The 25,929-nt window shown below is 53.4% G+C and carries 26 protein-coding genes; 13 read left to right on the forward strand and 13 right to left on the reverse strand.

Annotated features, from left to right (window positions below; all coding sequences use genetic code 11):
• Nucleotides 1–122 precede the first annotated feature (122 nt).
• The 5 genes from M0646_RS01295 to mreD all read left to right on the forward strand — a co-directional run bounded on the left by M0646_RS01295 (nucleotide 123) and on the right by mreD (nucleotide 3,292).
• Nucleotides 123–437, forward strand: a complete 315-nt coding sequence (locus M0646_RS01295; RefSeq protein WP_286626259.1) for a hypothetical protein — start codon at nucleotides 123–125, stop codon at nucleotides 435–437.
• On the forward strand, nucleotides 434–793 hold the full coding sequence (locus M0646_RS01300; RefSeq protein WP_190278147.1) for a YtxH domain-containing protein: 360 nt from the start codon (nucleotides 434–436) through the stop codon (nucleotides 791–793). The genes M0646_RS01295 and M0646_RS01300 overlap by 4 nt, the downstream gene beginning before the upstream one ends.
• 188 nt (nucleotides 794–981) lie before the next feature.
• Complete coding sequence (locus tag M0646_RS01305) at nucleotides 982–2,022, forward strand: rod shape-determining protein (protein ID WP_149817440.1); 1,041 nt, start codon at nucleotides 982–984, stop codon at nucleotides 2,020–2,022.
• Nucleotides 2,023–2,034: 12 nt separating this feature from the next.
• Nucleotides 2,035–2,799, forward strand: coding sequence for a rod shape-determining protein MreC (gene mreC / locus M0646_RS01310; RefSeq protein WP_149817442.1), 765 nt, complete (start codon nucleotides 2,035–2,037; stop codon nucleotides 2,797–2,799).
• Entirely contained in the window at nucleotides 2,765–3,292 is a 528-nt protein-coding gene (gene mreD, locus M0646_RS01315) for a rod shape-determining protein MreD (RefSeq protein ID WP_149817445.1), read from the forward strand. Before mreC ends, mreD begins: the two co-directional genes overlap by 35 nt.
• Before the next feature lie 76 nt (nucleotides 3,293–3,368).
• On the opposite strand, the gene M0646_RS01320 is transcribed toward mreD, so the two are convergent.
• Nucleotides 3,369–3,893 (reverse strand): alpha/beta hydrolase, encoded by a 525-nt coding sequence (locus tag M0646_RS01320; protein ID WP_286626263.1) that lies wholly within the window; start codon nucleotides 3,891–3,893, stop codon nucleotides 3,369–3,371.
• 129 nt (nucleotides 3,894–4,022) lie between these two features.
• On the opposite strand from M0646_RS01320, the gene rlmD reads away from it, so the two are divergent.
• A complete protein-coding gene (rlmD, locus tag M0646_RS01325) occupies nucleotides 4,023–5,372 on the forward strand; it encodes a 23S rRNA (uracil(1939)-C(5))-methyltransferase RlmD (protein ID WP_286649784.1) in 1,350 nt (449 codons plus the stop codon).
• Here rlmD and M0646_RS01330 read toward each other — a convergent pair.
• The 6 genes from M0646_RS01330 to M0646_RS01355 form a co-directional block, all read right to left on the reverse strand.
• Nucleotides 5,355–6,017: a transferase gene (locus M0646_RS01330; RefSeq protein WP_149817451.1), complete on the reverse strand. Its 663-nt coding sequence runs from the start codon at nucleotides 6,015–6,017 to the stop codon at nucleotides 5,355–5,357. The genes rlmD and M0646_RS01330 overlap by 18 nt on opposite strands.
• A gap of 21 nt (nucleotides 6,018–6,038) precedes the next feature.
• On the reverse strand, nucleotides 6,039–7,997 hold the full coding sequence (locus M0646_RS01335) for a ribulose bisphosphate carboxylase small subunit (protein WP_149817453.1): 1,959 nt from the start codon (nucleotides 7,995–7,997) through the stop codon (nucleotides 6,039–6,041).
• 18 nt (nucleotides 7,998–8,015) lie between these two features.
• Nucleotides 8,016–8,315, reverse strand: coding sequence for a EutN/CcmL family microcompartment protein (locus M0646_RS01340; RefSeq protein WP_149817455.1), 300 nt, complete (start codon nucleotides 8,313–8,315; stop codon nucleotides 8,016–8,018).
• The gene (locus tag M0646_RS01345; RefSeq protein ID WP_011056790.1) at nucleotides 8,315–8,656 is read right to left on the reverse strand and encodes a carbon dioxide-concentrating mechanism protein CcmK; all 342 of its coding nucleotides are present in this window, start codon (nucleotides 8,654–8,656) and stop codon (nucleotides 8,315–8,317) included. Before M0646_RS01345 ends, M0646_RS01340 begins: the two co-directional genes overlap by 1 nt.
• Before the next feature lie 96 nt (nucleotides 8,657–8,752).
• On the reverse strand, nucleotides 8,753–9,061 hold the full coding sequence (locus M0646_RS01350; RefSeq protein WP_011056791.1) for a carbon dioxide-concentrating mechanism protein CcmK: 309 nt from the start codon (nucleotides 9,059–9,061) through the stop codon (nucleotides 8,753–8,755).
• A 409-nt stretch (nucleotides 9,062–9,470) separates the two neighbouring features.
• On the reverse strand, nucleotides 9,471–11,669 hold the full coding sequence (locus M0646_RS01355) for an argonaute PAZ domain-containing protein (RefSeq protein ID WP_286649785.1): 2,199 nt from the start codon (nucleotides 11,667–11,669) through the stop codon (nucleotides 9,471–9,473).
• Nucleotides 11,670–11,770: 101 nt separating this feature from the next.
• On the opposite strand from M0646_RS01355, the gene M0646_RS01360 reads away from it, so the two are divergent.
• Complete coding sequence (locus M0646_RS01360) at nucleotides 11,771–12,901, forward strand: hypothetical protein (protein WP_286649786.1); 1,131 nt, start codon at nucleotides 11,771–11,773, stop codon at nucleotides 12,899–12,901.
• On the opposite strand, the gene M0646_RS01365 is transcribed toward M0646_RS01360, so the two are convergent.
• Nucleotides 12,837–14,771, reverse strand: a complete 1,935-nt coding sequence (locus M0646_RS01365) for an AarF/ABC1/UbiB kinase family protein (RefSeq protein ID WP_286626271.1) — start codon at nucleotides 14,769–14,771, stop codon at nucleotides 12,837–12,839. The genes M0646_RS01360 and M0646_RS01365 overlap by 65 nt on opposite strands.
• Nucleotides 14,772–14,833: 62 nt before the next feature.
• Here M0646_RS01365 and rfbD point away from each other — a divergent pair, with 62 nt between their 5' ends.
• Nucleotides 14,834–15,727 (forward strand): dTDP-4-dehydrorhamnose reductase, encoded by an 894-nt coding sequence (gene rfbD, locus M0646_RS01370; protein WP_286626272.1) that lies wholly within the window; start codon nucleotides 14,834–14,836, stop codon nucleotides 15,725–15,727.
• Here the strand turns inward: rfbD and mfd are convergent.
• Nucleotides 15,724–19,152 (reverse strand): transcription-repair coupling factor, encoded by a 3,429-nt coding sequence (gene mfd / locus M0646_RS01375; protein WP_286649787.1) that lies wholly within the window; start codon nucleotides 19,150–19,152, stop codon nucleotides 15,724–15,726. The two genes, rfbD and mfd, sit on opposite strands and share 4 nt — an antisense overlap.
• A gap of 312 nt (nucleotides 19,153–19,464) precedes the next feature.
• On the opposite strand from mfd, the gene tatC reads away from it, so the two are divergent.
• Complete coding sequence (gene tatC, locus M0646_RS01380) at nucleotides 19,465–20,283, forward strand: twin-arginine translocase subunit TatC (RefSeq protein WP_149817467.1); 819 nt, start codon at nucleotides 19,465–19,467, stop codon at nucleotides 20,281–20,283.
• Nucleotides 20,284–20,478: 195 nt separating this feature from the next.
• Nucleotides 20,479–20,814: a carbon dioxide-concentrating mechanism protein CcmK gene (locus M0646_RS01385; protein ID WP_024125880.1), complete on the forward strand. Its 336-nt coding sequence runs from the start codon at nucleotides 20,479–20,481 to the stop codon at nucleotides 20,812–20,814.
• A 143-nt stretch (nucleotides 20,815–20,957) separates the two neighbouring features.
• Here M0646_RS01385 and M0646_RS01390 read toward each other — a convergent pair whose 3' ends face one another.
• From M0646_RS01390 to M0646_RS01405, 4 genes are all read right to left on the reverse strand, one after another.
• A complete protein-coding gene (locus M0646_RS01390) occupies nucleotides 20,958–21,161 on the reverse strand; it encodes a phycobilisome linker polypeptide (protein WP_011056799.1) in 204 nt (67 codons plus the stop codon).
• Nucleotides 21,162–21,303: 142 nt separating this feature from the next.
• Nucleotides 21,304–21,789: an allophycocyanin subunit beta gene (gene apcB / locus M0646_RS01395; protein WP_149817471.1), complete on the reverse strand. Its 486-nt coding sequence runs from the start codon at nucleotides 21,787–21,789 to the stop codon at nucleotides 21,304–21,306.
• A gap of 59 nt (nucleotides 21,790–21,848) precedes the next feature.
• Nucleotides 21,849–22,334, reverse strand: coding sequence for an allophycocyanin subunit alpha (gene apcA, locus M0646_RS01400; RefSeq protein WP_149817474.1), 486 nt, complete (start codon nucleotides 22,332–22,334; stop codon nucleotides 21,849–21,851).
• Between the two features lie 229 nt (nucleotides 22,335–22,563).
• A complete protein-coding gene (locus M0646_RS01405; protein WP_149817476.1) occupies nucleotides 22,564–22,884 on the reverse strand; it encodes a DUF3067 family protein in 321 nt (106 codons plus the stop codon).
• 114 nt (nucleotides 22,885–22,998) lie between these two features.
• Here M0646_RS01405 and petC point away from each other — a divergent pair, with 114 nt between their 5' ends.
• The 3 genes from petC to mnmE are packed head-to-tail and all read left to right on the forward strand — an operon-like array spanning nucleotide 22,999 to nucleotide 25,928.
• Complete coding sequence (petC, locus tag M0646_RS01410) at nucleotides 22,999–23,541, forward strand: cytochrome b6-f complex iron-sulfur subunit (RefSeq protein ID WP_149817478.1); 543 nt, start codon at nucleotides 22,999–23,001, stop codon at nucleotides 23,539–23,541.
• Nucleotides 23,542–23,560: 19 nt separating this feature from the next.
• Nucleotides 23,561–24,496 carry a cytochrome f gene (gene petA / locus M0646_RS01415; RefSeq protein WP_149817480.1) on the forward strand — a complete coding sequence of 312 codons (936 nt, stop codon included), beginning with the start codon at nucleotides 23,561–23,563 and terminating at the stop codon, nucleotides 24,494–24,496.
• A 22-nt stretch (nucleotides 24,497–24,518) separates the two neighbouring features.
• Nucleotides 24,519–25,928: a tRNA uridine-5-carboxymethylaminomethyl(34) synthesis GTPase MnmE gene (mnmE, locus tag M0646_RS01420; RefSeq protein WP_149817482.1), complete on the forward strand. Its 1,410-nt coding sequence runs from the start codon at nucleotides 24,519–24,521 to the stop codon at nucleotides 25,926–25,928.
• Nucleotide 25,929 lies beyond the last annotated feature (1 nt).

Genomic DNA, 25,929 nt, shown 5'->3' on the forward strand with positions numbered 1-25,929 from the left:
GGGTGCTACCGAGGGGCGATCGCGCTTCAGGAAATCGCATTAACGACCTCACCCCCACATCGCCCTCCGCTGTGGCAATCTATGAAAAGATGAACCAATAATTGTGAACACCAATGCCCCCTATGCCACGAATGGTCTGGATTGTGATTAGCTGCAATTGCCTGATTGCGCTGATTGCATTATGGTCGGCGTGGCAGTTGGTCAAGCTGCGCCAGATTCTGCGGGGGGTGTCCCGTGCGCTCCTAGATGCGGAGCGGAGTACCCACGGGGTTTTAGGCGGTGCCCCTGAGGTGATTATCATTGGCCAGCGGGGGGTGGCCGGCTTGCGATCGCAATTGCCCAAATGGCGGCGACAACAGCGCAATCTCCGTCTGTTTTTAACCTTGATAAGCTGGATAGGGCGATATGGTGTCCGCCTGCAAAGGAGAAAGCGATGAGTCAGCAACAGGGTGGCGGTGGTGCTTTTTGGGGGGGGCTGCTCCTAGGGAGCGCGATCGGGACAGTCGTGGGGCTGCTGATGGCTCCCCGCTCTGGCAAGGAAACCCGACAACTCCTGCGCAAATCCGCTGATGCCCTGCCCGAACTGCTCGAAGACATTACTGCGAGTTTTGAGCAACATCGCGATCGCCTCTCAGAAACCACCCAAGAACGCTGGCAAGCCACCTTAGAACGGCTCAAGGAAGCGATCGCCGTCGGTATCGAAGTCACCCAGCAGCAGCGGCAAACCTTTCGGCGCGAAGCCAATGGCATGGCCTTGAGTGACCCTGATGAAGAGGATGCTGTCAATCAATAGCCTGCGGTGGGTCATGAGCCAAGAAATTATGAGCCAAGATAATGAGGAGTTATCCCTTTATCAAACAATCTCGACCGAGGGAGAACCCACCGAGATTTTCCAAACAAAACGTAATACAATCTTGCCATCACGTTTTTTGGTAACAGCACTGTTACAACCAACAGGATTCAAAGAAGGGGTACACCATCGTGGGAGTATTTAGTCGCCTATCACGAGACATCGGCATTGATTTGGGCACAGCCAACACCCTAGTTTACGTGTCTGGGCGGGGTGTGGTTTTAGAGGAACCCTCCGTTGTTGCTATTGACCAAAATACCAAACAACCCCTTGCCGTTGGTGTTGAAGCAAAGCGAATGCTGGGGCGGACACCGGGCAATGTGGTGGCCGTGCGTCCCCTGCGGGATGGTGTGATTGCTGATTTTGAACGTGCGGAACTGATGCTCAAGCACTTTATGCGCCAAGTGCACGGCGGTAAGAATTTGTTTGCCCCCCGTGTGGTGATTGGGATTCCTAGTGGCGTGACCGGTGTCGAACGCCGTGCCATTGAGGATGCTGCGCGGGGTGCTGGGGCACGGGAAGTGTATTTGATTGATGAACCCGTCGCCGCCGCCTTTGGTGCGGGTTTACCCGTGGAAGAACCGACGGGCAACATGATTGTGGACATTGGCGGTGGCACGACCGAAGTGGCGGTTCTCAGTTTGCAGGGCACCGTTTTGAGTGAATCCGTCCGCGTTGCTGGCGATGAAATTTCTGAGGCGATCGTCCAGTATTTGAAAAAAGTACACAACCTGATCATTGGTGAACGCACGGCTGAGGAGATCAAGATTCGCATTGGCTCTGCCTACCCCAACGACAGCTATGACTCCGAATCCATGGAAGTGCGGGGGCTGCACCAACTCTCTGGCCTACCACGCACAGTCGTGGTCAAAGCAGAAGAGATTCGCGAAAGCATGGCTGAACCCCTCTCGGCGATTATTGAAGCCATTAAACGCACCCTTGAGCGGACGCCTCCGGAACTGGCCGCAGACATTGTCGATCGCGGGATTATGCTGGCTGGCGGCGGTGCCCTGCTACGGGGTCTCGATACCCTGATTAGCCATGAAACGGGCATTGTTGTTCACGTGGCAGCGGATCCCCTGCGGTGTGTGGTCATGGGTACCGGTCGGGTACTGGAAAACTTCAAAGACCTCGCCCGTGTCTTTTCCACACAACCAGCAGTGATTGGTTAAGGATGAGCAGCTATGGCTTTTCTGCTGCGCTGGTGGGGACGATATGCCGGCGGCCTAGTCCTTGTTGCTTTGGTACTCACAAGTGCTTGGATTTTGCGCGAGACCAATGGGGCAGCGATTCGCGAGCTGTACCGCCTTCTTAGTTTGCCCTTTCAAGGCGCAGTGGAGGATCAGCAAGCTCTGATTCAAGCCCGCACATGGCAACTGGAGCAGCAACTGGCCGCCGTCCAAGCGGAAAACCGGCGGTTGCGGCAAATGCTGAATGCACCGATGCTGCCTAATTTGAATGGCCGCATTGTTCCGGTGATTGGTCGCAGTTCCGATCAGTGGTGGCGATCGCTCCTCTTGGGGGAAGGCAGTCGTCAGGGTCTCACCATTGGTTCAGTCGTGGTGGGCAACGGGGGCCTTGTGGGGCGCATTACAAGCATTACTCCCAATACCAGTCGGGTAATGTTGCTCACGGATCCCGCCAGTCGAGTGGGGGTTGTGGTGGGTCGGACGCGGCAGATGGGGATTTTGCGGGGACAACTCAACCAGCAGGTGATTGTCGAGTTTTTAGAGAAAGACCCGAAGGTGCAGCCCAGGGATGTCCTCTATACCTCAGCCCTGAGTAGTCTCTATCCGGCAGGCATTCCCATTGGTGAGGTGCAATCGGTGGAACTGAGCGATCCCACCCGCCCCCATGCCACTGTTATTCTGGGCGCACCGATTGATCGCCTTGAGTGGGTCACCGTCATTCCCTATGCTGAACCGACAGACACATTTACACCGAACTAGCCTCAACGGGCTGATTACCATTGGCTCTGTGGGACTTTGTGCCCTGCTGAGCTTTATTCACTTACCCAACCTGCATCTATTGGTGCCAGACTGGTTTTTAATCTGGGTGGTGGTGTGGAGTGTCAAGCGATCGTGGGGGCAAGGGATACTGGCGGGTATTGCCCTCGGTTGGATTCAAGATGGCTTGGTCAGTGCTCATCCTAGCCACGCAGTCAGCTTAGCTTTGGTGGGGGGGTTGACCGCCCTGATGCAAAAGCAGCGCTTTGTTTCTGAGGATTTTATTTCGGTTGCCCTGATTACTTTTGCAATGGCCATCCTGCAACAAACGGTCATCGCAATCCAAATGAGCCTTGGCAGTGGCTTTCCCCTCGAGGAGATTTGGCAGCACCATCGGCAAGTCGCGCTTAGTTCAGCCATTATGAGTAGTCTTTGGGCACCCTTGCTCTATGCCCCCTTGAATCGCTGGTGGACGTGGTTGCGACAGCAGGAGTAGATTGCCAAAAAATGCAGGAGCCTCTGTGCCCCTGCACTGGAATCGTTAATTTTAACTCTTCGTCAATCGTCTAGCACTATGGGCGCAGTTTCCCGAGCATGCTCATAATGCCATCTTGTTTCTTGAGCATTTGGTTGAGCTTGCGCAAATCAAGGTTGATGGTTTCAGCAGGATAGTTTTTCAAAAACGACATCATGCTCAACCCTTCCGGAGAAGCAGCGGCAGTGAGCATGGCACCACGGAGAGCCACTTCACCGGCTTTATCGCGGCGAATCGTGACCTGAGAAAATTGTTTGAGTAAATCTTTGCCAATGGGGCTACCCAAAATTTTATCGGTTTGCACAACATTGAAGGGCAGCCGCATACCCAAGAATTCAAGGAGCTTGGCTTGGTCTTCTTTGGGAACGAACCGCATCAATGCTCGCAATTCTCCCGTGGCTTCTTGGGTGGACACAAATTCCTCTAGCTCCGACATTGGGAAGGAGCGCTGAAAAGGACCATAGGTGAGGGAGACAAAGTTAGCTGCTTTGGCAGGGGTGGTGAAAAGGGCACCCACGGGTAGTGCCAGAGCCAGTAACCAAGGCGAAAGACGCTTCAGCATAGGGGATCGACTCCAAAATCACTTCAGTACAAACGTCGGATTGCACCGCTAGCAGTATAGCAGCGAAAATAGAGCTTGCTGGCTCTCCTTAACTTATCCCTAACGTTTAGTAGGCTTAGACGTAAATTGATGAGCGTTTGGCAGCAGGGTGCCACCATTCAGCTAACAATTGACTCCTTGAGCCACACGGGGGAGGGGGTAGGACGCTGGCAGGATCGGGTGGTCTTTGTGGCGGATACAGTTCCGGGCGATCGCCTGCGGGTGCGACTGACCCATGTCAAGCGGCAATATGCCCACGGCAAGGTCTTGGAGGTGGTGCAGCCCTCAGAACAGCGGGTGCGGCCAAGCTGTATTGTCGCTGATAAGTGTGGCGGCTGTCAGTGGCAGCGGGTGGCCTATGGGGCGCAATTGGCGGCCAAAGAACAACTGGTGAAGGACGCGATCGCCCGCATTGCTCATCTAGAGCCGCAAACCTTTCTGCCCATTGTGGCTGCCCCTAACCCCTTTGGCTATCGCAATAAAGTAACCTATCCCCTCGGTCGCCGCCATGGTACCGTGGTTGCGGGCTATTACCAAAAAGGCTCCCATCACCTAGTGAACCTGAATCAATGTCCCGTGCAAGATCCGCGCCTCAATCCGCTCTTGGCTGCCCTGAAGCAAGCGTTACAACCTTGGCCGATATACAACGAGCAGACCCATGAACCGGGGTTGCGCCACTTGGGCTTGCGCATTGGTCAGCGTACCGGGGAGCAGCTCATTACCCTCGTGCTTGCGGGGACATTGCCCGCTGGCTTGCAGGCAGAGACAGAAGGTTGGTTACAGCAGTTTCAAGGGGTGGTGGGGGTCTGTGTCAACTTCAATCATCAAGTGGGCAATCGCATCTTTGGTGACGAGACGCAGGTATTGGCGGGGCGATCGTACCTTTGGGAAGAGATGGCAGGGGTGAGGTTTCAGATTGCCTCGACCACCTTTTTTCAAGTCAACACGGCGCAAGCGGAGCAACTGGTTAGCACCCTGCGAGAGTGGATTGCCCCAACGGGTCACGAACGACTGCTGGATCTCTACTGTGGAGTCGGGACACTGAGCCTACCCCTTGCCGGCGCTGTCGCTGAAGTGATTGGTGTGGAAGTGCATCCTGCCTCGGTACAACAGGCGATCGCCAACGCCCAGCACAATGGTATTCACAATGCTCACTTTCTCTGCGCCAGAGCAGAAGAGTGGCTACCCCAGTCCGATCAGGCCGTGGATGTGCTAATTCTTGATCCACCGCGCAAAGGGTGCGATCGCCCCCTTCTTGAGGCGATTCTCCGCCACCGTCCGCCGCGCATTCTCTATGTCAGTTGTCACCCTGCCACCTTGGCACGGGATTTGGCTCACCTCTGCGCTACCGGTGCCTATCAACTAACCAAAATTCAGCCCCTCGATATGTTTCCGCAAACAGCCCATGTAGAAACGGTTGCTTTACTGACTACTTCCTAGGGCAGGATTCTCCCCAGTGGGTTGGATGGGCTCTACGCGAAATATTTTGGCAAACATCTTGCTAACGTAGGCTTGGCCATAGACTACGCTGGTCTTAGGTGTTGGCGAAGTGCTTGTCTCTGGTGGCGCGGCGGCTGGACTTTCCTGATGGCTAGAGGGAGAGGCTGTAGACTCCTGCTGCTCTGGCGGGGCATTCTCTGCAGTATCGGCAGTTGTTGATGGCTCTTGCCAAGGATCCTCAGAGGAAACGGCACTCTCTTGGGGGGGACTCGTTTCTGCGGGGGGCTGCCAACGGCGACTACTATCACCAAGAAGCGAACCAGCAGCCACCACAGCACCAGCCGGAATCGTTGTTTGCATCACGGTGGTACTGGCGCCAATACAGGCATGGGGTTCAACGGTCACTGCCCCAATCAGCAGCACGCCCGCGCCAATGTTGACCCCTTCGCCAATTTCAATGGTGCCGCCGTGGGCATGAATGACGCTGCCCATACCAATACAGACACCTGCGGCAATGCGAATTGAAGCCCCTGCTTCTGCCCAAAGCAACACCCCGGGTGCCAAAACGGCTTGGGGATCCACCACCACATCACCAACAATGCGAACCGCAGGTGAAGGGGGCAGGGCTAAAGGCGGCAGGGGCATTGGGGCACCTCACAGGGAGGGCTACTTAGCAGCCTGTTGGAGCAGGATTTCGGCCACCCGCTGCTTACCGGCAGGATTAATGCCAATCAGCCGCACGTACTCGCCACTGTATTCTTGGAGGCAAGCCTGAATCGCAGCAAGGGCTTCATTGAGATTTTTGGCCTCAATGCGGGGGCCACTTTGCCAAGAGTTGGTGCGGTAGCGACGGGCATCCACGTGTTCTAGGCCGAGGGTATAGCCCTGTTGTAGCAGTTGCCGTACTTGTTCGACGACCTCTTGACTGAGGTTGTGGCTGCTAGTGCTCCCTTGACTAGAGGCGGTTGGGCGCGGTGCGAACCCTTGACCACGGGTGCTACTGCCATTGCTGGCGGCTTTACTATTGGGGCGGTGAATAATCGTTTCCAGTACCCGCTGTTTGGCTTGGGGATTGACACCTACGAGGCGGACATAGTCCCGCTGGTGCTCGGCAAGGAAGGCACTGAGGTCATTGAGCTGCTGCGCTGAGGTAATTTTGATGCCGCTTTGCCAAGAACTCGTACGGAAGCGACGCTGGTCGGCATACTCGGTGGTGACTTGGCAGCCTTGGCGCAACAGGTCTTGAATTTGGTTCAGGAGATCGGCACTGAGAACGGTTTCATTGCTGGCCGAACTGACGGAGACAGGGCTAGTAGCCGCTGGGGTTGCTGCTTTTGTGGCGATCGCCACCGCGCTATCGGGCCGCTGAATAATTTGCTCAAGGACGCGCCGCTTTTGCTTTTGATCAATACCAATCAAGCGCACATATTCCCCTGCATGTTCTTGGAGGCAGGCTTCAAGGGCGGCGAGCACTTCCCGTTCCTGCTTTGCTTGAATCGGAGCACAACTGGTCCAAGAGCTGGTGCGATAGCGGCGGGCATCGGCGTGCTCTGTGCCAATTTGATAGCCCTGCTGGAGCAACTGCCGCACCTGAGCCACAACGGAAGCATCGAGGGAACCCACTGGGGCTGCACTCACGGTTGCACTGGGACGATAGGGACTGGTACTGGTCACAGGAGCTTGACCGGGGCGTTGAATGATCTCTTCAAAAACGCGGCGCTTGGCTTTGGGATCGACGCCGATCAGGCGCACATACTCGCCCTCGTGTTCCTTGAGGAGTTGGGCGATCGCCGCCATCACTTGAGACTCCTGCCGTCCCGTCAACGTCGGGCAACTCTGCCAAGAGCTAGTGCGATACCGCCGCGCATCGGCATATTCCAAGCTGATTTGGTATCCCTGCTGCAACAATTGGCGGACATGAGTCCCATAATCTGCGGTCATGGTGTTCTTTTCCCCGGTGAGCGTTTCAACGTGTAGGATGAGTGGGTCTTCTTGACGCTGGAGTTCATTCCGAATCGGGGCAATACAGGCAATATTCTCAGCACACTGGTACCCCGATAGCAGTGCTTCATTGATGCCAACCACGTGCTGGGCAAAGTGAATATCCGACTCTTCCACATTCGGCAGGCGATCGGCTTGCTGCTGCGTCGTGATCACCATTCCTGAAGGCACATATTTTCCCGGTGGAATCTCCACATCCTGAATGAGGACATGCATCATCACCACACAGCCTGCGCCAATCCGAGCATTAAAGACCGTCGAACGAAAGCCAATGAAACAGCCATCGCCAATGTAGGCAGGGCCGTGGATCAAGGCCATGTGGGTAATTGAGGCATTATCACCAATCCAGACAGAATACTCTTGGCCATCATCGCCAATCACCCGTCCCTGCTGGAGGCCGTGGATGACAACGCCATCTTGAATGTTGGTGCGGGAGCCAATGTGGAAGGGCGTTCCTTCATCGGCACGAATGGACGTGCCGGGTGCGATGTGAACATAATCTTTGATGCGGACATCGCCGATGAGGTTACTAAAGGAGTGGACGTAAGCCGTGGGGGCAATCTCTGGCTCCGCTAAATCCCTAGACCACGGCGTCGGAGGTGCCGCATAGCTTTGAACCGCCATAGGGAGAAGTCTCCAATGCTAATACTGGGTACGTTTGCTGTAGAGCAAATAATTATCCCGACTTACGGTGTCAATAATGGCGACAACGGCTGCGTCAATGGGTTTGTCGGTGCCATTGATAATACAGCGGGCGGCACTGCCTCGGCTTACCAATACCCACTCATCCTGTCCTGCACCAACCGTATCCGCAGCCACTTCGTAGTCGGGTAAAAATTCGCCGTCCTCACCCAAATATTGCAAGACGAGAAACTTGACTCCCGTTAAGGTGTCTTCTTTTTGAGTACTGGTAACGGTGCCGCACACTCGCGCGATTTTCACTATGGGCGACCCATCGGGCGGATACCGCTAACGCTTTCGCGGAATTGTTCCACCGCTTCGGTGTAGCGAATGGGTAGGACGTATTCGAGGTTTTCGTGGGGACGTGCAATGATGTGGGTGGAAAGCACTTGACCCCCATTCACACGCTTCACGTTTTCGACCCCCGCCGCCACCGAAGCCTGCACTTCAGACACATCACCACGGACAATTACGGTCACCCGACCACTGCCGATTTTCTCGTAGCCCACGAGGGTAACGCGAGCGGCTTTCACCATTGCGTCTGCGGCTTCCACCACTGCGGGGAAACCAAGGGTTTCAATCATACCGACGGCAATTGCCATTGTAATAACTCCTAAACGTCAAACAAGTAAAGAACTAAAAGAACTAGAGGATCGATAAGCGATGCAACTGAAAACTCCACCAAACTGCCCAACCCTTTAGTTTCGGAATTGCTCCACTGCCTCGGTATAGCGAATGGGCAATACGTACTCAAGGTTTTCGTGGGGACGAGCAATGATGTGCGTAGACAGAACCTCGCCGCCATTGACACGTTTGGCAGAATCAACCCCAGCAGCCACTGAGGCTTGTACTTCGGAGACATCACCCCGCACAATCACAGTGACCCGACCACTCCCAATTTTTTCGTAGCCCACAAGGGTGACCCGAGCGGCTTTTACCATTGCGTCTGCTGCTTCGACGACGGCGGGGAATCCGCGCGTTTCAATCATTCCCACAGCAATTGGCATGAGTAAGCTCTCCTAATTAGAATAAGGGTAAGCAGTACAAAAGCTAGAGTTGCAATCAGAGCGATCGCTACAGAAAATAATGACGGGATAGTCGATTGTTATCGTGACGTTAATCACCGTCTTTTTATCTCTAAAACAAGCATAGGGTGAGGGGTTTCTTTTGACAATATAATGATTGATAATCTTTTCTAGTTTCTCATATTATCAAATCTAATTCTAAGCCCTTGACACCCCTTTCAACCCAAGACACGTCAATACGAATCGCTTAATCCATAGAATTTTATCTAAAACCAGTTATCTTCTCATAGACCGATTACTCGATTAAGAGGGAGCCGCCTGCGTTTGGGCAGACTGCATAGAGTATTTCAATGCTACTCCGTATTTTGCTAGACTAAAATCTATTGTTTCATCAAACAGCAATTAACTTTTCTCGATCAATACTCTGTAAAACGCTGATCGAACCGATGCGCTGAAACTCTTTGCTACTTTTATCGGCGAGGTGCAGTACCCAAGGCAGTCGAGAAGAGCAAAATCCGCTAGCAGGATGCAATTGAGTCAAATGATAGGTCTGTAAAGCCAGTAGCTCTAAAGGGGTCTTGCCATGGGTGTGCACAACGCGCAACGGTCTAGCACTGCCTCCATATTTTTTCTTGCTTGCCTCCTCGCTACTTTGTAAAATAAACGATTTCGTTTCCTCGAAAAAGACAACAGTACCCACTGCAGCATCCTGATAGGTTACTTTGCTATCAGTTGAACGAATCTCACGTCCCATTCTGCCTGAGCCGCTTTTACGGACACTGAGAATATCGACAGCAATATCTTTTTTATTTAGTTCTTCGATTGTTTGCTCAAATTCCCCTTTTTGAATAAGGCCGTCGCGCATAATTAATATCTTTTTAGGGTAGCGGTTAAATTTAACTTGAAACTTAAAAACTAAACTAGACACAACTTGCCAAATTACTTGGCCAGAGATAGTTTCTCCCCGTTGCACATCTGGTAACTCCCAACCCAAGCTTTGACCATTGGCCAAGACTGCAAAAGCAGAAGTACCATAGTACAGTCTTCCATTTGTACCTGTGTCAAAACCGATAACCAAGTCAGCAGCTTCAGAATGATCTAATGGTTTTAGGTAGACAGGCTGCCACTTGGCTTTACACAGCAGCCCTAGGCAAACATTGAGAGATTTATAATTATTTACATTAACTGGCACCATAAACTGAGTTGCTATACCTGCTTTTAATGCTTGATTTCGCAATTTTTGTTTTTCTTCATTGGGCGACCAAGGCATCACTACTAAGACAGTTTTAGTTCCTTGATTAGCCCATTGCTGCCAGAATGTTTGTTGATCCAGATCATCTTTCGGATATTCACTTTTTGTAAAATAGGAGTCTATTTGTATCTGCGTGTCACTACTTTTTGCTATTTGCAGTAAGCATTCGCGTACTTTTTCTGGGTATTGAGTTTTATCATCAAAAAGATTAAGACAACCAAATTTCTTTTCACCAATTTTTGCACAGCCAAAGGAGCTAATTTTAGCTGTTTTGTCAATTTCTTTATTATCGCAAGCTAATAGTTTTGCGCGAGGCATGACAAACCCGTTAACTTTGATCAACTCTGGTTGACGACTAAGATTATAGATGTGTTTGAAAATGAGTTCGGCTGTTTTTTGGGATTCCGACAAACGCAGGTTAATGTTTTTCCTAATGCAGTCAAACACACCTTGAATTTCACTTTTTTCTCTGCCTTGTTCAGCAATTTGTGCCAACATTTCCATTGTGAGAACTGGTGATAGTCTTTGAGATAGATGATATACTGTCTTAGGTTTATAGTCACTAGTTTTTTCAACAGTTACAACGCGTGACTCATTGATATCTTGCTCAGATGCACCGTTTTGACGGTGGTAAGCCGCTAAACTGATTCCGAGTTCTTTTATTTCTACATCATTTGGATTTTCATTCGAAAAATTTTTAAGAATCCAAACTTGTTGATTTCCGTTTTTATCTTTGTAGGTATTCCTGACGTACTTGATCTGAATATCGGGATATTCATTGAGCCACCATTCAAGTGTAAATGGAGTATAAAAGCGATGATGAATATCAATTTCCAAGTATAATTTTCCATCTGGCTCAATTCTAACGTTGATTGATCCACCTCTATGTACTTCCCAGCCATGGCCGCTTTTTTCCAGCCCTTTTTGGTCAAAAATCCACCAAATCAATCCGACTTCGTAATCTTTTTCAAATCTGGTTTTCTTAAATTTTTCTTTTAATTTGCACTCTAGGATTTTGCGTTCAAAGGATTCCAGTGCTTGCCTTTCGTGATCTTTTTGACAACTCAGCTCTCTACATCCTATTTCTTGTAACTGCCAATCCTGAGTTTGCCTCCTACTAGTATCAATGCGCTCCCTTGTAATAATGAGGCTCCCTAGTCGAACAGCAGTTACGCCTAGTTTGTAGCAAACGCTGGAAAGGGCTTTTTGCTCGCTCCCTTGTTCTGGCACTTGAGTAAATTGGCATTGGTATTCATAAAATTTGAAATCCTGTTGAGTCAGATTTTTCACAAAAAAACGATTGAGTATAACTTCAACTTCTGGAAATTGGGCGAACATGATTTACAGGGAATGTAAATGTGGATGATTATAGCAAGTCTTGTTACAAATTTAAGCAGCCGAGATACAATTGTCATGAATATCGGTGTGGAGGATCTGGGGTGCTGCGGCTACCAATTCAACCGATTTGGCAAAGGGTTTCCCAGTGGCCCGTGTGGGAACCAACACGGGTGGCGATCGCCAGTTCAATTCTGCTGCACGCTGTGATTCTTTCCCTTGTGCGTGTGCCCGAACCCATACCGCCAGAGTTGGCCAGTGATCAACTGGTGCCCTTGGTCAGCCTTTCTCCCGAACTAGAAGCGGATTTACCCTCTATTGAACCGCTCTTGCCCACGGAACTGCCGCCCCTTGCCACGACCACACCACCGCCTCTACCGTTTACAGGCATTGAGCCACCCCCCCTTTCCTTTGCCCCCTTGGCACCCCTGCCCCCCTTGCCGCCGCTGACGGAACTGCCGCCCCTACCCAATCCAGTACCGCTGCAACCTTTGCCGCCGCTATGGCAATTGCCCCCGCCCGCCCGCCCCTTACCTGTTATCCCGACAACCCCGAATGAGGATGTGGCCATTGCGCCGGAACTCGTCTCACCGACACCTACGCCTGAACCCACCCCTGAAGAACCCTTAGCAACCACAGAGGGGGAAGCAGCGGCAGCGTTATCGCGGTGGTTTAATCAAACGCGGTTGACCCTCAATACGACGAATCTACAAGTGAATTTAGCCCAGCGGATCACGGACTTTTATCCCCAAGAGGCCTGTGGCGATCGCCTGCAGGGGGAAACAACCGTTGCGGTGGTGGTCACTCCCCAAGGGCAATTGCTGCCTGCCAATGCCGCCCCAGAAACTGGCTTGCTCACTCGCAATCCCCAAATTATTCGCAGCAGTGGCTCGGCACTCTTGGATCAAGCGGCTCTAGAACGGGTACGTCAGCAATCCTTTGAGGCCACAGGGCAGTACCAAGCCCTAGCGCTCACCTTTGCTTTTGAGTATCGGCCCGAAGTATGCCGAGGTCAGCAACCTGCTGCCACCCCAAGACCACAGCCTGCCACGCCAGCACCGGCAACACCACTACCAACACCAAAACCAGAGGCTAGACCATCCCCTGCGAGTGAAGCCTCACCAGCACCCACACCCACTGAAGAAGCGCCACTGCCCGTATCCCCAGAACCTAGCGAGACAAACTCGTCGTCTGAAGCGCCGGCTGCGAGTCCGCCAGCAACATCTCCCGAATAAAGCGGGCGATCGCCCGTTGCAGGAGGCCATTGACAATACGCTGACCCATTTGCTGCACCTCTGGCCGCACAATGATCCGCAAGATTGCCGGAATCACCTTGCCCCAGTCAAAGCCGGGGGTATCCTGCAAAATGCTGAAAATGCGGCGCAAATGCTCTAGGGCATTGGCTTCACTGACGATGCTGGAACTTGGCGTTGCCGGTACGGGACGGGTGACGAGGGGTAAGAGTTGCACAAGGTTCCATTGCCCCATTGTTGTCCGTGCCCAAGTATCAAGGCTCTTGACAATTTCATCCGCTAGGCGATCGCGATACTCCGCTCCCCGCTCCGAAAAGAGAAAATCTAAAGCCTGCTCCAGCACCACATTAAAGTCATAGTCACGGCTCTCGCGGGCATTGCGCAGCAGATTTTCTAGGCGCGTCCAGCGAAATTGACCATCCTTGAGGAGCAGGTTCGTGAGACTCGTGCGCAGCTCTGGGGCAGGATCCGTGAGCAGTCGTTTGGCAATGTAAGGATAGGCGGCACTGAGTACCTTAAAGTTGGGGTCAACGCCCATGGCAATCCCTTCCATGGTCAGGAGCGATCGCACAATCAAGGCATAATAGGCGGGCACCTGAAAAGGATACTCATACATCACCTCTGACAGGCGATCGAAAATGCGTTGGATATTTAGTTCCGAGACACTTGCCCCCAAGGCATCCTCAAAGACCAAGGCCAGCGCCGGAATAATTGGTTCCAGATCTGTATCGGGGGTTAGGAACCCTAAATGAACATAGTCGTAGGCAAGGCTTTCGTACTCACGGTTAACAATGTGGACAATGGCATTCAGCAAGCCATAGCGTTGCTCTGGGGCAATCTCACTCATCATGCCAAAGTCGAGATAGGCCAATTTGCCGCTGGGCATGGCCAGCAGATTTCCCGGATGGGGATCAGCATGGAAAAACCCATGTTCGAGCAACTGCCGCAGGGAGCACTGCACCCCCACATACACCATGTAGCGCGGATCAATCCCCAAGGCCTGAATTTGCTGCGGTTGGTTGAGTTTCACCCCCGTCACCCACTCCATGGTGAGCACCCGCCGCCGCGTATAATTCCAGTAAATCTTGGGAATATAGACATCGGTTAAGTGGCCATAGAGACGGGCAAAGCGTTCGGCATTCCGTCCCTCTTGGGTATAATCCATTTCCTCAAAGAGGCGACCAGCAAATTCATCGAGAATGGCCACTAAATCACTGCGAATCTCCTTGATCAGGCGTTTTGCCCAATAGGCCACCCCCCGCAGAATATAAATGTCTAGGGTAATACTTTCCGCCAAGCCGGGGCGCTGCACTTTAATGGCCACCTCTTCGCCACTGTGGAGTTTGCCGCGATACACCTGTCCCAAGGAGGCAGCCGCAATGGGATGATCACTCAGTTCAGCAAAAAGCTCACTGGGGGGGGCGCCCAATTCCTCCTCAATAAACTGAAAGGCCACTTCATTGGGAAAGGGGGGCAACTGATCTTGGAGTTTGGTCAATTCCTCCAGATAGACGGCGGGCAGCAGATCCGGGCGGGTGGAGAGGGCTTGTCCCACTTTGATATAGGCAGGGCCAAGGCGGGTGAGGGTTTCCCGCAGGGCGATCGCTCGCTGGTGTTGATTTTGTTTACTTTGGCCTGTGACCCTGTCCCACCAACGGTTAAAGAGCAACCAAAACACTGGCCAGAGAATCCGCAACCAGCGACTCAAGACGAGTAAAGGCCGCTGCCGATAGTAGGCATCAATGGCCACGGGATCGTAGGGTTGAAAGGTCTCCGGATCATTGGGAAGGGTTTCAGCCGCGATCGCAATCTCTTGGGGCGCGGAATCACTGGGGACAATTGCCGTATTCATGGGCAGTCGCGCAAACTCTTAAAGTATTTTAACAATCAGTTCATCCTCAAGGAGGGCGGAAAATGCGCCTAGTCATTTTGGGGGCAACGGGGCAGGTGGGCTGGCAATTGGTGCAGCAGGCACCCCCCGGCGTTGAAGTCATTCCCATTGCTCGCCAAGGCACTGCCGTAACGCTGGACTTGGAAGATTTAGAGGCCATTCCCAACCTGGTAAAAACCCTTTGCCCCGATGTGGTCATCAATGCGGCGGCCTACACTGCTGTAGATCAGGCGGAACAGGAACCGGAACGGGCACAGCGGATGAATGGCACTGCCGTGGGTCTTTTGGCAGAAACGATGGCCGCCTTGGGTGGGCTGTTGATTCACTACTCGACGGATTATGTGTTTGCTGGTACTCAATCGCGACCCTATCGCGAAACCGATGCCCCTGCCCCCCTCAATGCCTATGGCTATAGTAAGTGGCTAGGAGAGCAGGCGATCGCCACCCATCACCCCGCCCATCTAATCTTGCGCACCAGTTGGGTGTATGACCTGCGGGGCAAGAACTTTTTGCGCACCATGGTTCGCCTTGCCCAAACCCGTCCTCTCGTTCGGGTCGTTGCCGATCAAATCGGCACGCCCACGGCTGCCCCCTTCATTGCCCAAGTCACCTATCAACTGTTGGAACGCTGGCAGGCGGATCCCTCCCTGAGCGGTCTCTATCACCTGACGCCCCGCGGCAGTACCAGTTGGTATGGCTTTGCGGTAAAAATTTTTGATCACCTGCGTGCCAAAGGCTATGCAACTGCCACCCTAGAGGCGATTCCCAGCAGTGAGTATCCGACACCGGCCAAGCGACCCGCCTTTTCTACCCTGACCTGCGAGAAGTTGGAGGCGGTTTTGGGGACTTCCCTCCCCTCATGGGAAGCGGTTCTTCAGCCCCTTTTAGACCAACTAGATCCGCAATCCGTGCTTTAGGGGGGTGTCGCAACGGTTGTTTTCATTTGGCTGAACCAGTCAATGAGTTGCTCCAGTTGTTTCTCCACCGGTTGCGTCCCTAGACCCCGCACGGTAATTTTGCCCTGACTGTAGACAAACCGACTTTGGAGATGCGTGGGCAGTTGCTCTAGGAGCAGTTTCCATGCGGGTTCAGCCATCGGAGTTTCCAAGATCACATGTTGCTTGCCTTCCGGACGAATGCGGCTAATGCCACACTGGCGCGCCAGTTGTTTGAGTTCCACAACCCGCAGCAGTTGCTGAACTGATTTGGGCAATGCCCCATAGCGATCGCTCCACTCTGCTGCCAATTGCCTCAAGTCTTCTTTTGTCGTTGCAGCGGACACCGCGCGGTAGGCGGCCATCTTTTGCTCCAAATCGGGCATATAGTCAGCGGGAATAAAGGCAGTGACATTGAGATCCACTTGGGTATCGTCAACGGCGGGAATCTCTTGGCCACGAATTTCAGCGATCGCCTCCTCGAGCAGTTCCACGTACAAATCAAAGCCAACACTGTCCAGTTGACCGTGCTGCTCCGCCCCTAGGAGATTGCCCACACCGCGAATTTCCATGTCTCGCATTGCCAGTTGGTAGCCCGATCCCAGTTGGGTAAACTCCTGAATAGCCCGCAGCCGTTGGCGTGCCGCCTCAGTCAGCACCTCTTGACGGGGATAAAACAACCACGCATGGGCTTGAATGCCCGCTCGGCCAACCCGACCCCGCAGTTGATAAAGCTGTGCCAAGCCAAACCGCTGCGCATCCTCCACCAAAATCGTATTCACACGGGGAATATCTAAGCCGGACTCAATGATGGTCGTACACACCAGAATATTGGCTTCACCATTGCTAAAGGCAAGCATCGTGGATTCCAGTTCTCCTTCTGCCATCTGGCCGTGAGCAATGAGAATACGGGCACTGGGCACCATCCCTTGCAGCTTTGCCGCCACCTCCTCAATTCCCGCAACCCGCGGCACAACATAGAAAACTTGACCCCCCCGATCCAATTCTTGGCGAATCGCACTGCGCACCGTTTCTGGGTCATAGGGAGCAAGGTGGGTTTGAATCGGGCGCCGCGAGGGGGGTGGTGTGGTGATTAGACTCATTTCTCGAACCCCCGACAGAGCCATATAGAGGGTGCGGGGAATTGGCGTTGCACTGAGGGTGAGCACATCCACTTGGATTTTGAGGGCTTTGATTTTCTCCTTTTGGTTGACGCCAAAGCGTTGTTCCTCATCCACCACCAGTAGCCCTAAGTCCCGAAATTTAACGCTCTTGCTCAGGAGTTGGTGCGTCCCAACGACAACATCCATTTCGCCCGTTTTCAGCTTTTGCAGGATCTCTTGCCGCTCACTCTCGGTGCGGAAACGGTTGAGCAGCCCCACTTGAATCGGATAGGGGGCAAAGCGTTCCTTGAGGGTGTGGTAATGCTGCTGCGTCAGAATCGTTGTGGGTGCGAGAACCACCACCTGTTTGCCTGCCATCACGGCTTTGAAAATAGCGCGAATGGCCACTTCGGTTTTCCCAAAGCCCACATCACCGCAGACCAGCCGATCCATGGGGCGATCGCTCTCCATATCGGCCTTGACCTCTTGGATGGCCTTGAGTTGATCCGGGGTGGGCCGATAGGGAAACGAGTCCTCCATTTCCTGCTGCCACGGTGTATCTGGAGGGAAGGCAAAGCCCCGTTGTTGGGCGCGTTGGGCATAGAGTTGCAGCAGATCCACCGCCACTTTCTTAATGGCCTTGCGCACCCGTGCTTTGGTACGTTCCCAAGTGTTGCCCGTTAACTTATTCAGTTGGGGAACGCCATCGCTTTGCTTACGGTAGCGGGAGAGGCTGTTGAGTTGATCGGCGGCAACGCGGAGAATGCCATCGGCATATTGCAGGGCGAGATACTCGCGGGTTTCGTTGTTAATCGTTAGCGTTTCTAGGCGCAGGAACTGACCAATGCCGTGTTGGCGATGGACGACGTAGTCCCCCGGCTGGAGCTTGTTGAGATCCACCTGTTTGGCAGCAGCGCGGCGGCGTTTGCGCACATAGCCAAGGTTGACCAAGTTGTGCTGACCAAAGAACTCGCGATCGCTCACCAGCACCGTGCGGAACGTAGGCAAAATAAAGCCACTAATTTCCGCTAGACCACTGGCCTTCAAGGCAATGGGCAGTCGCTGCTGTTGCAGCTTATCAATGGCCGGAAAGTCCTTGGGATTGGGCACAAACTGGGCGGGGCAATCATGCTCCTGCAACAGGGCTACAGAGCGACTCGGCTGCGCAGAGACTAACCACACGGTGTACCCCTTGTCCCGTTCCTCCCGCAGGGTTGCCGCCAAGCGACCAAATTGGTGGGGAATGGCTGGAATCGCCCGTGCTGATAAATTGAGACCGAGTCCCTCACTGGCCAGTTCGTAGAGGTGCACCCGTTGAAACCGCTCGAGGGCTTGGACACTGGCTGACCACGGACGATGGATGGGGGGGGGTGGCGTTTCAAGGCTTTGCCAGTAGGCTTGACTGTGCTCATACCAGCGATCGCCATGGGCAGCACAGAGGGGCGGCTCATCCACGGCAATGAGGGTTTGGGCAGGCAAATAATCCAAGAGCGAAGCCGGTTGCGGAAAAGCCACCCCCAGATAGCGCCGCAATCCCTCTTGATCCTCTGAAATGAGATGGGCGTGATCCGCTGCCCGCAGGGCTTGGGCAATCAGGGGAGTAAAACTAATGGGCGTCAGGGTTACCTGCGCAAGGGCATCAAGGCGATCGCCCTCGGTGTGTAGGGAGCGTTGACTGGCCGGATCAAACTCGCGAATGGACTCAATCTCATCGCCAAACCACTGCAAGCGCACCGGTAGCTCCGCCGAGACGGGGAAAATATCCACAATGTCGCCGCGCCGACTCCACTGGCCTTCCGTTTCCACGAGAGAAACCCGCTCATAACCAAGGGCTGCCAAGGCGGTGGCCACTTCCCCTAGGGAGTGCTCTTGACCCACCTCTAAAGTTAGACAGGCGGCACGAAACTGCTCTGGTGGGGGTAAATGGGGTTGCAGTGCCCGTTCCGTGGTGACAATTGCAATATTGGGGCGATCGCTCTCGACTAGAACTTGCAGCTGCCCCCAGACCATCTCCGCTTCCAAGTCAAAGGGGTCATAGGGAGAGGCCTCCGATGTCGGGTAAAAGAGCACTGCCTCCCAACCCATGAGTTCCAATTGCGCCGCCCAGCGTCCCCCCTCCTCTAGAGTGGAAGTAATCACACACAGCGATTGCTGACTCTGCTGCGCCAATGTGGTGGCCACAAAGCCCTTGACAAGGCGGGGCATCCCCGTGAGGACCAGTTCCCGTTGGTGTTGTAATTTGCTGAGCAGTTCAGCTGTCAGCGGCAGCTTACCCCAACTGCGGGGAATGGCCATTAAAGACATAGACGAGTGTCAGTGCAGGTGATCAAGACTTGAGAATTGAATTGCGACCCCTTGGGGCAGCGCTAACGCATTATAATTCTTACGCTCTCCTATCATTGTAAAAAGCAGGACAAGGATTCAGAAAACTCTAGCTAAAGCGCTTTTCGACAATTAGGGGGTAAAGAAGGGGGGATGCTCCTGTTTGGTAGCCACTTTGGCTGTTTTCAGTGTGTGCCATCCCTGTAAAAAGAGCTACATCACTGCTGAAGAGAGGGTGGAACCCCGTGGGCACTTCCTTCATAATTGTGAAAGAGTAGGAATTGCAGAGATTGAATGACGCGATCGCCCGATATTGATAGTCCGGCTCCAGAATCCTCAGCGATTGTTGACAGCACCCTTGAGGCAAGCGACCCCATTGACCCTGAGGATGAACTGCCCAATGAAGTGGAAATGTCCCTCTGGGATCACCTTGAGGAGTTGCGACAGCGGCTCTTTGTTGTCCTCGGCACTGTTGCTGTCACCATTGTTCTCTGCTTTACCCAAGTCCGCTGGATCATTCAGTTCCTTGAAAAACCAGCCCATGGTGCGAAATTCCTGCAACTCAGTCCGGGGGAGTACTTTTTTGTCTCCTGTAAAGCGGCGGCCTACAGTGGCATCCTCCTAGCGACGCCGATGATTCTCTACCAAGCCATCCGTTTTATCCTGCCGGGATTGACACGACGTGAGCAACGCTTGCTGGCACCGGTGGTTTTTGGTTCATCCATTCTCTTTATTGCCGGTTTGGCCTTTGCCTATACCCTCTTGGCACCCGCAGCCCTTGGCTTTTTCATTAACTATGGGGCAGATGTGGTTGAGCAATTGTGGTCGATCGATCGCTATGTGGATTTTATTTTGCTATTGCTCCTTGCCACCGGCCTCGCCTTCCAAGTCCCGATTCTCCAGTTGGTACTCATTGCCCTCGGGATTGTTTCCATCCCGCAAATGCTCAGCCAATGGCGCTACGTGGTGATTATTGCCGTAGCCGTGGCAGCGGTTTTGACCCCCTCCATTGATCCAATTACTCAAGGACTGTTGGCGGGTGCTCTGCTTGCCCTCTACTTTACGGGGATTGGCTTGGCCAAGCTGATGGGGGTGGGGCGTTCTGAGGCTTAAACTTGCAATACCCCCAAAAAAGACTCAATCAGAAAAGATGATTTTGGCGATAAAAATCAATTATGGCGATCGCCCCTCGAATTTATCAAGGCTATCAATAGAGATGATATGCTGATGTTGCCAAATCAGTGCATCCCTTCGCGATCGCAAAAATGGCATTACTTTAACAAATTTTTGTGTTTAGGAGCGGTCTTCATGCCCATTGCCCTTGGGATGGTAGAAGTACTGGGTCATCCCCCTGCCTTAGCCGTTGCCGATGTGATGGTGAAAGCGGCGCGTGTTACCCTTGTGGGCTATGAAGTGGTCAGTGGTGCTCGCCTGACGATTATTGTGCGCGGCGACGTTTCTGAAGTGCAAATTGCGGTTGCAGCGGGTGTGGAAGCCGCCAAGAAAATTCCAGCTCAAAGTCCTAAGGAAAAAACGCTCTATCTGTCGTCAACGGTGATCCCGCGCCCCCACGAGAATTTAGAGGCCGTTTTCCCGAAAATGCGGTTCCAATATGGCGATGGCTGGGAGCGTTTTCTCGTTTAGCAGCCTTGGGAAAAGTTCTCTAAAGCTTCTCTAATGCGCAAAGCTCCACCGCCCAGATAATTGGCTCAGAAGGGAGAACCCCCCAATCAACTATCTCAACAGTGAAGCCGCAAAATCGCTAGGAAACAGTTTTAGAGGGATACCTAGGCTAGACCGGTGTTGACCCCCGGCTTACCCGTAAACAGTTCCACTTTCACAATTTTGCCACCCATTTTTTGGATGCGTTGTTGCTCGCGGAACCAGTTTTCGTAGGGCACCAGTTTTGTGAAATAGGTGTTTTGCAGTTCGCGCTGGGTGCGAATACGGGTTTGACTCGGCACACAGGCAGTAATTTTGAACATGCGCATGGGATGGGACTCCAAATCTATGTGGGGTGATTACACGTCTGGGAGCTAAAGGCCAGACTCAGACTGTTTAAGCACAATTGCCATGACAGGCTGACACTCTAACCCCTAACTCCCAGACAGATGTGCGACTGGAGAGCTGTACTTAGCTTAAGCCAGAGCAGATGTAGTCAAAGTAGATGCCCATTTCTTTGCCGGCATCGGCACCCACCAAGCTGGCGGTGACTTCTTTCATGGCTTGGATGGCTTGCACAGTGGCAGCGATGGGCACACCCAAGGAGTTGTAGGTTTCTTTCAACCCATTGAGCACCCGCTCATCGAGGATGGAAGGATCCCCAGCCAGCATGGCATAGGTGGCATAGCGCAGGTAGTAGTCGAGGTCACGGATACAGGCCGCATAGCGACGGGTGGTGTACATGTTGCCACCGGGACGGGTGATGTCAGAGTAGAGCAGAGATTTGGCCACTGCTTCCTTGACGATATTGGCGGCATTGGCGCTGATCACGGTCGCAGCACGCACCCGTAGTTCGCCCGTTGCGAAGTAAGCTTTCAGCTTCTCCATGGCGGCGGTGTCGAGGTATTTGCCTTGCACGTCAGAGGCGTTGATGACAGCGGTAATCGCGTCTTGCATAGTTCTTTTTCCTCAAAAACTGATTTGGATGATGGATCAATGAAGGATGCTGAGGCGACCTACTGCATGGCGCCAATCACGAAGTCAAAGTAAGAACCGGCTTCAGCGGCATCTTCTGCAGACAGCAGCGAGGAAGCAACGTTCTTCATGGCGCGGATCCCTTCGGCCACGGCAGGAATGGGGGTGCCGAGGGAGTTGTACATTTCACGCACACCCACCAAACCAATTTCTTCGATGGGGGTGACATCACCCGCAACAATACCGTAGGTCACAAGCCGCAGGTAGTAGTCGAGGTCACGCAGGCAGGTGGCGGTCATTTCTTCACCGTAGGCATTGCCACCGGGGGAGACCACATCAGGCCGTTTTTGGAAGAGTTGATCGCCCGCTTGCTTGACAATCCGCTCGCGGTTTTCGGTCAGGGTTTGGGCAATGCGCAGACGACGCTCGCCGGTGCTGACAAAGCTTTTAATGCGATCCAGTTCACCGGGGCTGAGGTAACGGGCCTCGGCATCTGCATTCACGATCGATTTCGTGACGACGCTCATTGAGTTCCTCCAAAGTTGGAATTGTAAAACAAGGGTCTTGATAATGTGGCATCTGCCATTGGAATGTTACGACTCACCGCACTCCTGTAGGAGAGATAGGTACGGCGATGGACCCGACGGGCTGACGTAACCTTCCGCAAACATTCTCAGGCATAGGGGGGACATCTCCCACATCATCGCAATCCTTTTTAACATTCTTAACATTTTTTCAAAAATCTGCTAAGGGCAGCTATTCCAGCCATTCGATAATGCGGGTGCCAAGGTTGAGGGGAATATTCACGGCTTTGCCGAGGCGGGGTTTCTCACGGGTGGTCTCAATAAAGGTGCAAACTTGCTGGGCACAGCCCCAGTCATTGAGGTGCTGGGCGATCGCCCCAAGGTGGGCGGCATAATCTTCAGGCGTATCGGGATAGGAGGCCTGCTCGAGGTAGCGCCACATCACCTGCAAAAAGATGCGATCGCCCACGCGGCGAAACTGAAGGTCAAAGGAGCGCCCCCATTTGCGCAGGAGCAAGGCATGGAGTTCATCACCAGTGAGGGGCGTCAGCATTGGCAAGAATTTCAGCCCTTGCGGCTAGGACGGCTCGGACAGTGTGATAATAGTTAACAAACGTAATTATTTTACGGCTGTTCGTTTCGATTCCTTAGTAAATAAGCGTAAACCATGGCTCAAGTTTCTGGAATGTCTGATGTGCCCGATATGGGGCGGCGACAGTTTATGAACCTGCTGACGTTTGGTACCATTACCGGTACAGCGTTGGGCGCTCTGTACCCTGTCGTCAAGTATTTCATTCCGCCCTCCAGTGGCGGCACGGGTGGTGGTGTAGTTGCCAAGGATGCATTAGGCAACGATATTAAGGTTTCCGACTACCTGACGAAGCACCTGCCGGGCGATCGCTCCCTTGCCCAAGGGATTAAAGGGGATCCCACCTACGTGATTGTTACTGAGGATCACCAAATTGCCAATTACGGCTTGAATGCCGTCTGCACTCACCTTGGCTGCGTGGTGCCTTGGAATGTCAGTGAAAACAAGTTCATTTGCCCCTGCCACGGCTCTCAATACGACAGCACGGGTAAAGTGGTGCGTGGCCCTGCTCCCCTCTCCTTGGCACTGGTGAATGCCACGGTTACCGAAGATGACAAACTGGTGTTTACCCCTTGGACGGAAACCGATTTCCGCACGGGCAAAGAACCTTGGTGGACGTAAAAAGAAATTAGGGAGTGGTATGAAACGCTTTTTCAAATCGTTGACGCTGGCGATCGCCCTTGCCGCCAGTGTGCTTCTTTGGTCACCGCAAGCACAGGCCTATCCATTTTATGCCCAGCAGGGCTATGACAGTCCTCGCGAAGCGACTGGGCGAATTGTCTGTGCCAACTGTCACCTCGCCGCCAAACCCACCCAAGTGGAAGTGCCCCAAGCCGTCACCCCCGATTCCGTCTTTGAAGCCGTGGTGAAAATTCCCTACGACACCCGTGTGCAACAGGTGCTGGGGGATGGCTCTAAGGGCGGTCTGAATGTCGGTGCAGTTCTCATGCTGCCCGAGGGTTTCAAAATTGCTCCTCCCGATCGCATTCCCGAGGAGTTACAAGCCAAAACCAGCGGCATTTACTACCAGCCCTACAGTGAGGACAAGCAAAACATTATTCTGGTGGGGCCCTTACCGGGTGAGCAGTATCAGGAAATTGTTTTCCCCGTCCTCGCCCCCAACCCTGCCACGGATAAATCGATCCACTTCGGTAAATACTCCGTTCACGCCGGGGGCAACCGCGGTCGCGGCCAAGTCTATCCCAATGGTGAAAAGAGCAACAATAACGTCTTTACTGCACCGATCGCGGGCACGATTACCAGTATTACCGCTAACCCCGATGGCAGTACTGCGGTGGTGATCACCCCCGAGAGTGGTGAAGCAGTGACAGAGACCATTCCCGCTGGCCCTGACCTCATTGTCAGTGAAGGCCAAACGGTGGCAGCGGGTGAAGCCCTCACCAACAATCCCAATGTGGGTGGTTTTGGGCAAAAGGATACGGAAATTGTCCTGCAGGATCCCAACCGCATTAAGTGGCTGTTGGTCTTCTTTGCCGCCATTACCCTCTCGCAAATTCTGCTGGTTCTGAAGAAGAAACAAGTGGAGAAAGTGCAAGCCGCCGAGATGAGTCTCTAAAGGAGTCCTATCACCCACGGTAGTGCAATCCCTCCATGACACGATTGTGGCGATCGCCACGGCTATTGTGCCCCAGCAAGGGAGTATTGGCATTGTCCGTCTCTCAGGCGCCAAAGCAGTCGCGATCGCCCAGTCTTTATTTGAAGCCCCCGGCAAGCAGCCTTGGGAATCCCATCGCATTCTCTATGGCTATGTCCGCGACCCCCAAACCAGAGAACGGGTCGATGAAGCCCTCCTGCTGTTAATGCTGGCGCCCCGCTCCTACACCCGCGAAGATGTGGTGGAATTCCACTGTCATGGTGGCCTCATCCCTGTCCAGCGCGTGCTGCAACTGTGTGTCGCCGCAGGGGCACGCCTCGCCGAGCCGGGGGAATTTACGCTGCGCGCCTTCCTCAACGGTCGCCTTGATCTCACCCAAGCCGAGAGTGTGGCCGAACTGGTGGCTGCCCAATCCACAACCGCCGCTCAAATTGCTTTGGCGGGTCTGACAGGAAAATTCGCCCGCCCCCTCAAGCAGATTCGTCAGACCTGTTTATCCCTCTTGGCGGAAATTGAAGCGCGACTCGATTTTACGGACGAGCTACCCCCCCTTGACCCCGCAGCCATTGCTGAGGACATTCGTCAGTTGCAACACCAAGTAGCAGCGTTTTTGGCCACGGCAGAACGGGGAGCACTGATCCGCACTGGGCTAAAAGTGGCCATTGTGGGTCGCCCCAATGTCGGTAAGTCGAGTCTGCTCAATGCTTGGAGCCGTAGCGATCGCGCCATTGTTACAGATTTACCCGGCACCACCCGCGATATTGTCGAGTCCCAATTGGTTGTCGGTGGCATTCCAATCCAAGTCCTTGATACGGCCGGCATTCGCGAGACCGATAACTTGGTGGAACAAATTGGCGTCCAGCGATCGCGCCAAGCCGCAGCCAGTGCTGATCTCATCCTCCTTGTCATTGATGCCAGTCAAGGGTGGACAGCCGCCGATCAGGAGATTTACGACCAACTCGAGCTGCAGCAGCGGCGGCAGCAAGCGCCTCAGTCCGTCTTGGTGGTTTTGAATAAAGCTGATCTCCTCAGCGAAACCGTAGAGGTTCAGGATATTCCATTGCCCATTGCCCCCATTCCCACTGTGCTGCTCTCGGCCCTCAGTCAAAGGGGAATTGAGTCTCTCGAGGACGCCATTTTAGACCTTGTTCAAGGCCAAGGGGTTACCGCCGCCAACCTAGACTTTGCCATCAACCAACGTCAAGCCGCGCTCTTGGAGCAGGTTCACCAATCCCTGAATCATGTGCTTGCGGCCATTGATGCCCAACTCCCCCTTGATTTTTGGACAATTGACCTGCATGCTGCCGCTCGTGCCCTTGGTACCCTAACCGGGGAAGAGGTGACTGAGTCTGTGCTAGAACAAATCTTTAGCCGTTTTTGCATTGGAAAATAGC

Source organism: Thermosynechococcus sp. B3 (genome assembly GCF_030323045.1).
Lineage (GTDB): Bacteria > Cyanobacteriota > Cyanobacteriia > Thermosynechococcales > Thermosynechococcaceae > Thermosynechococcus.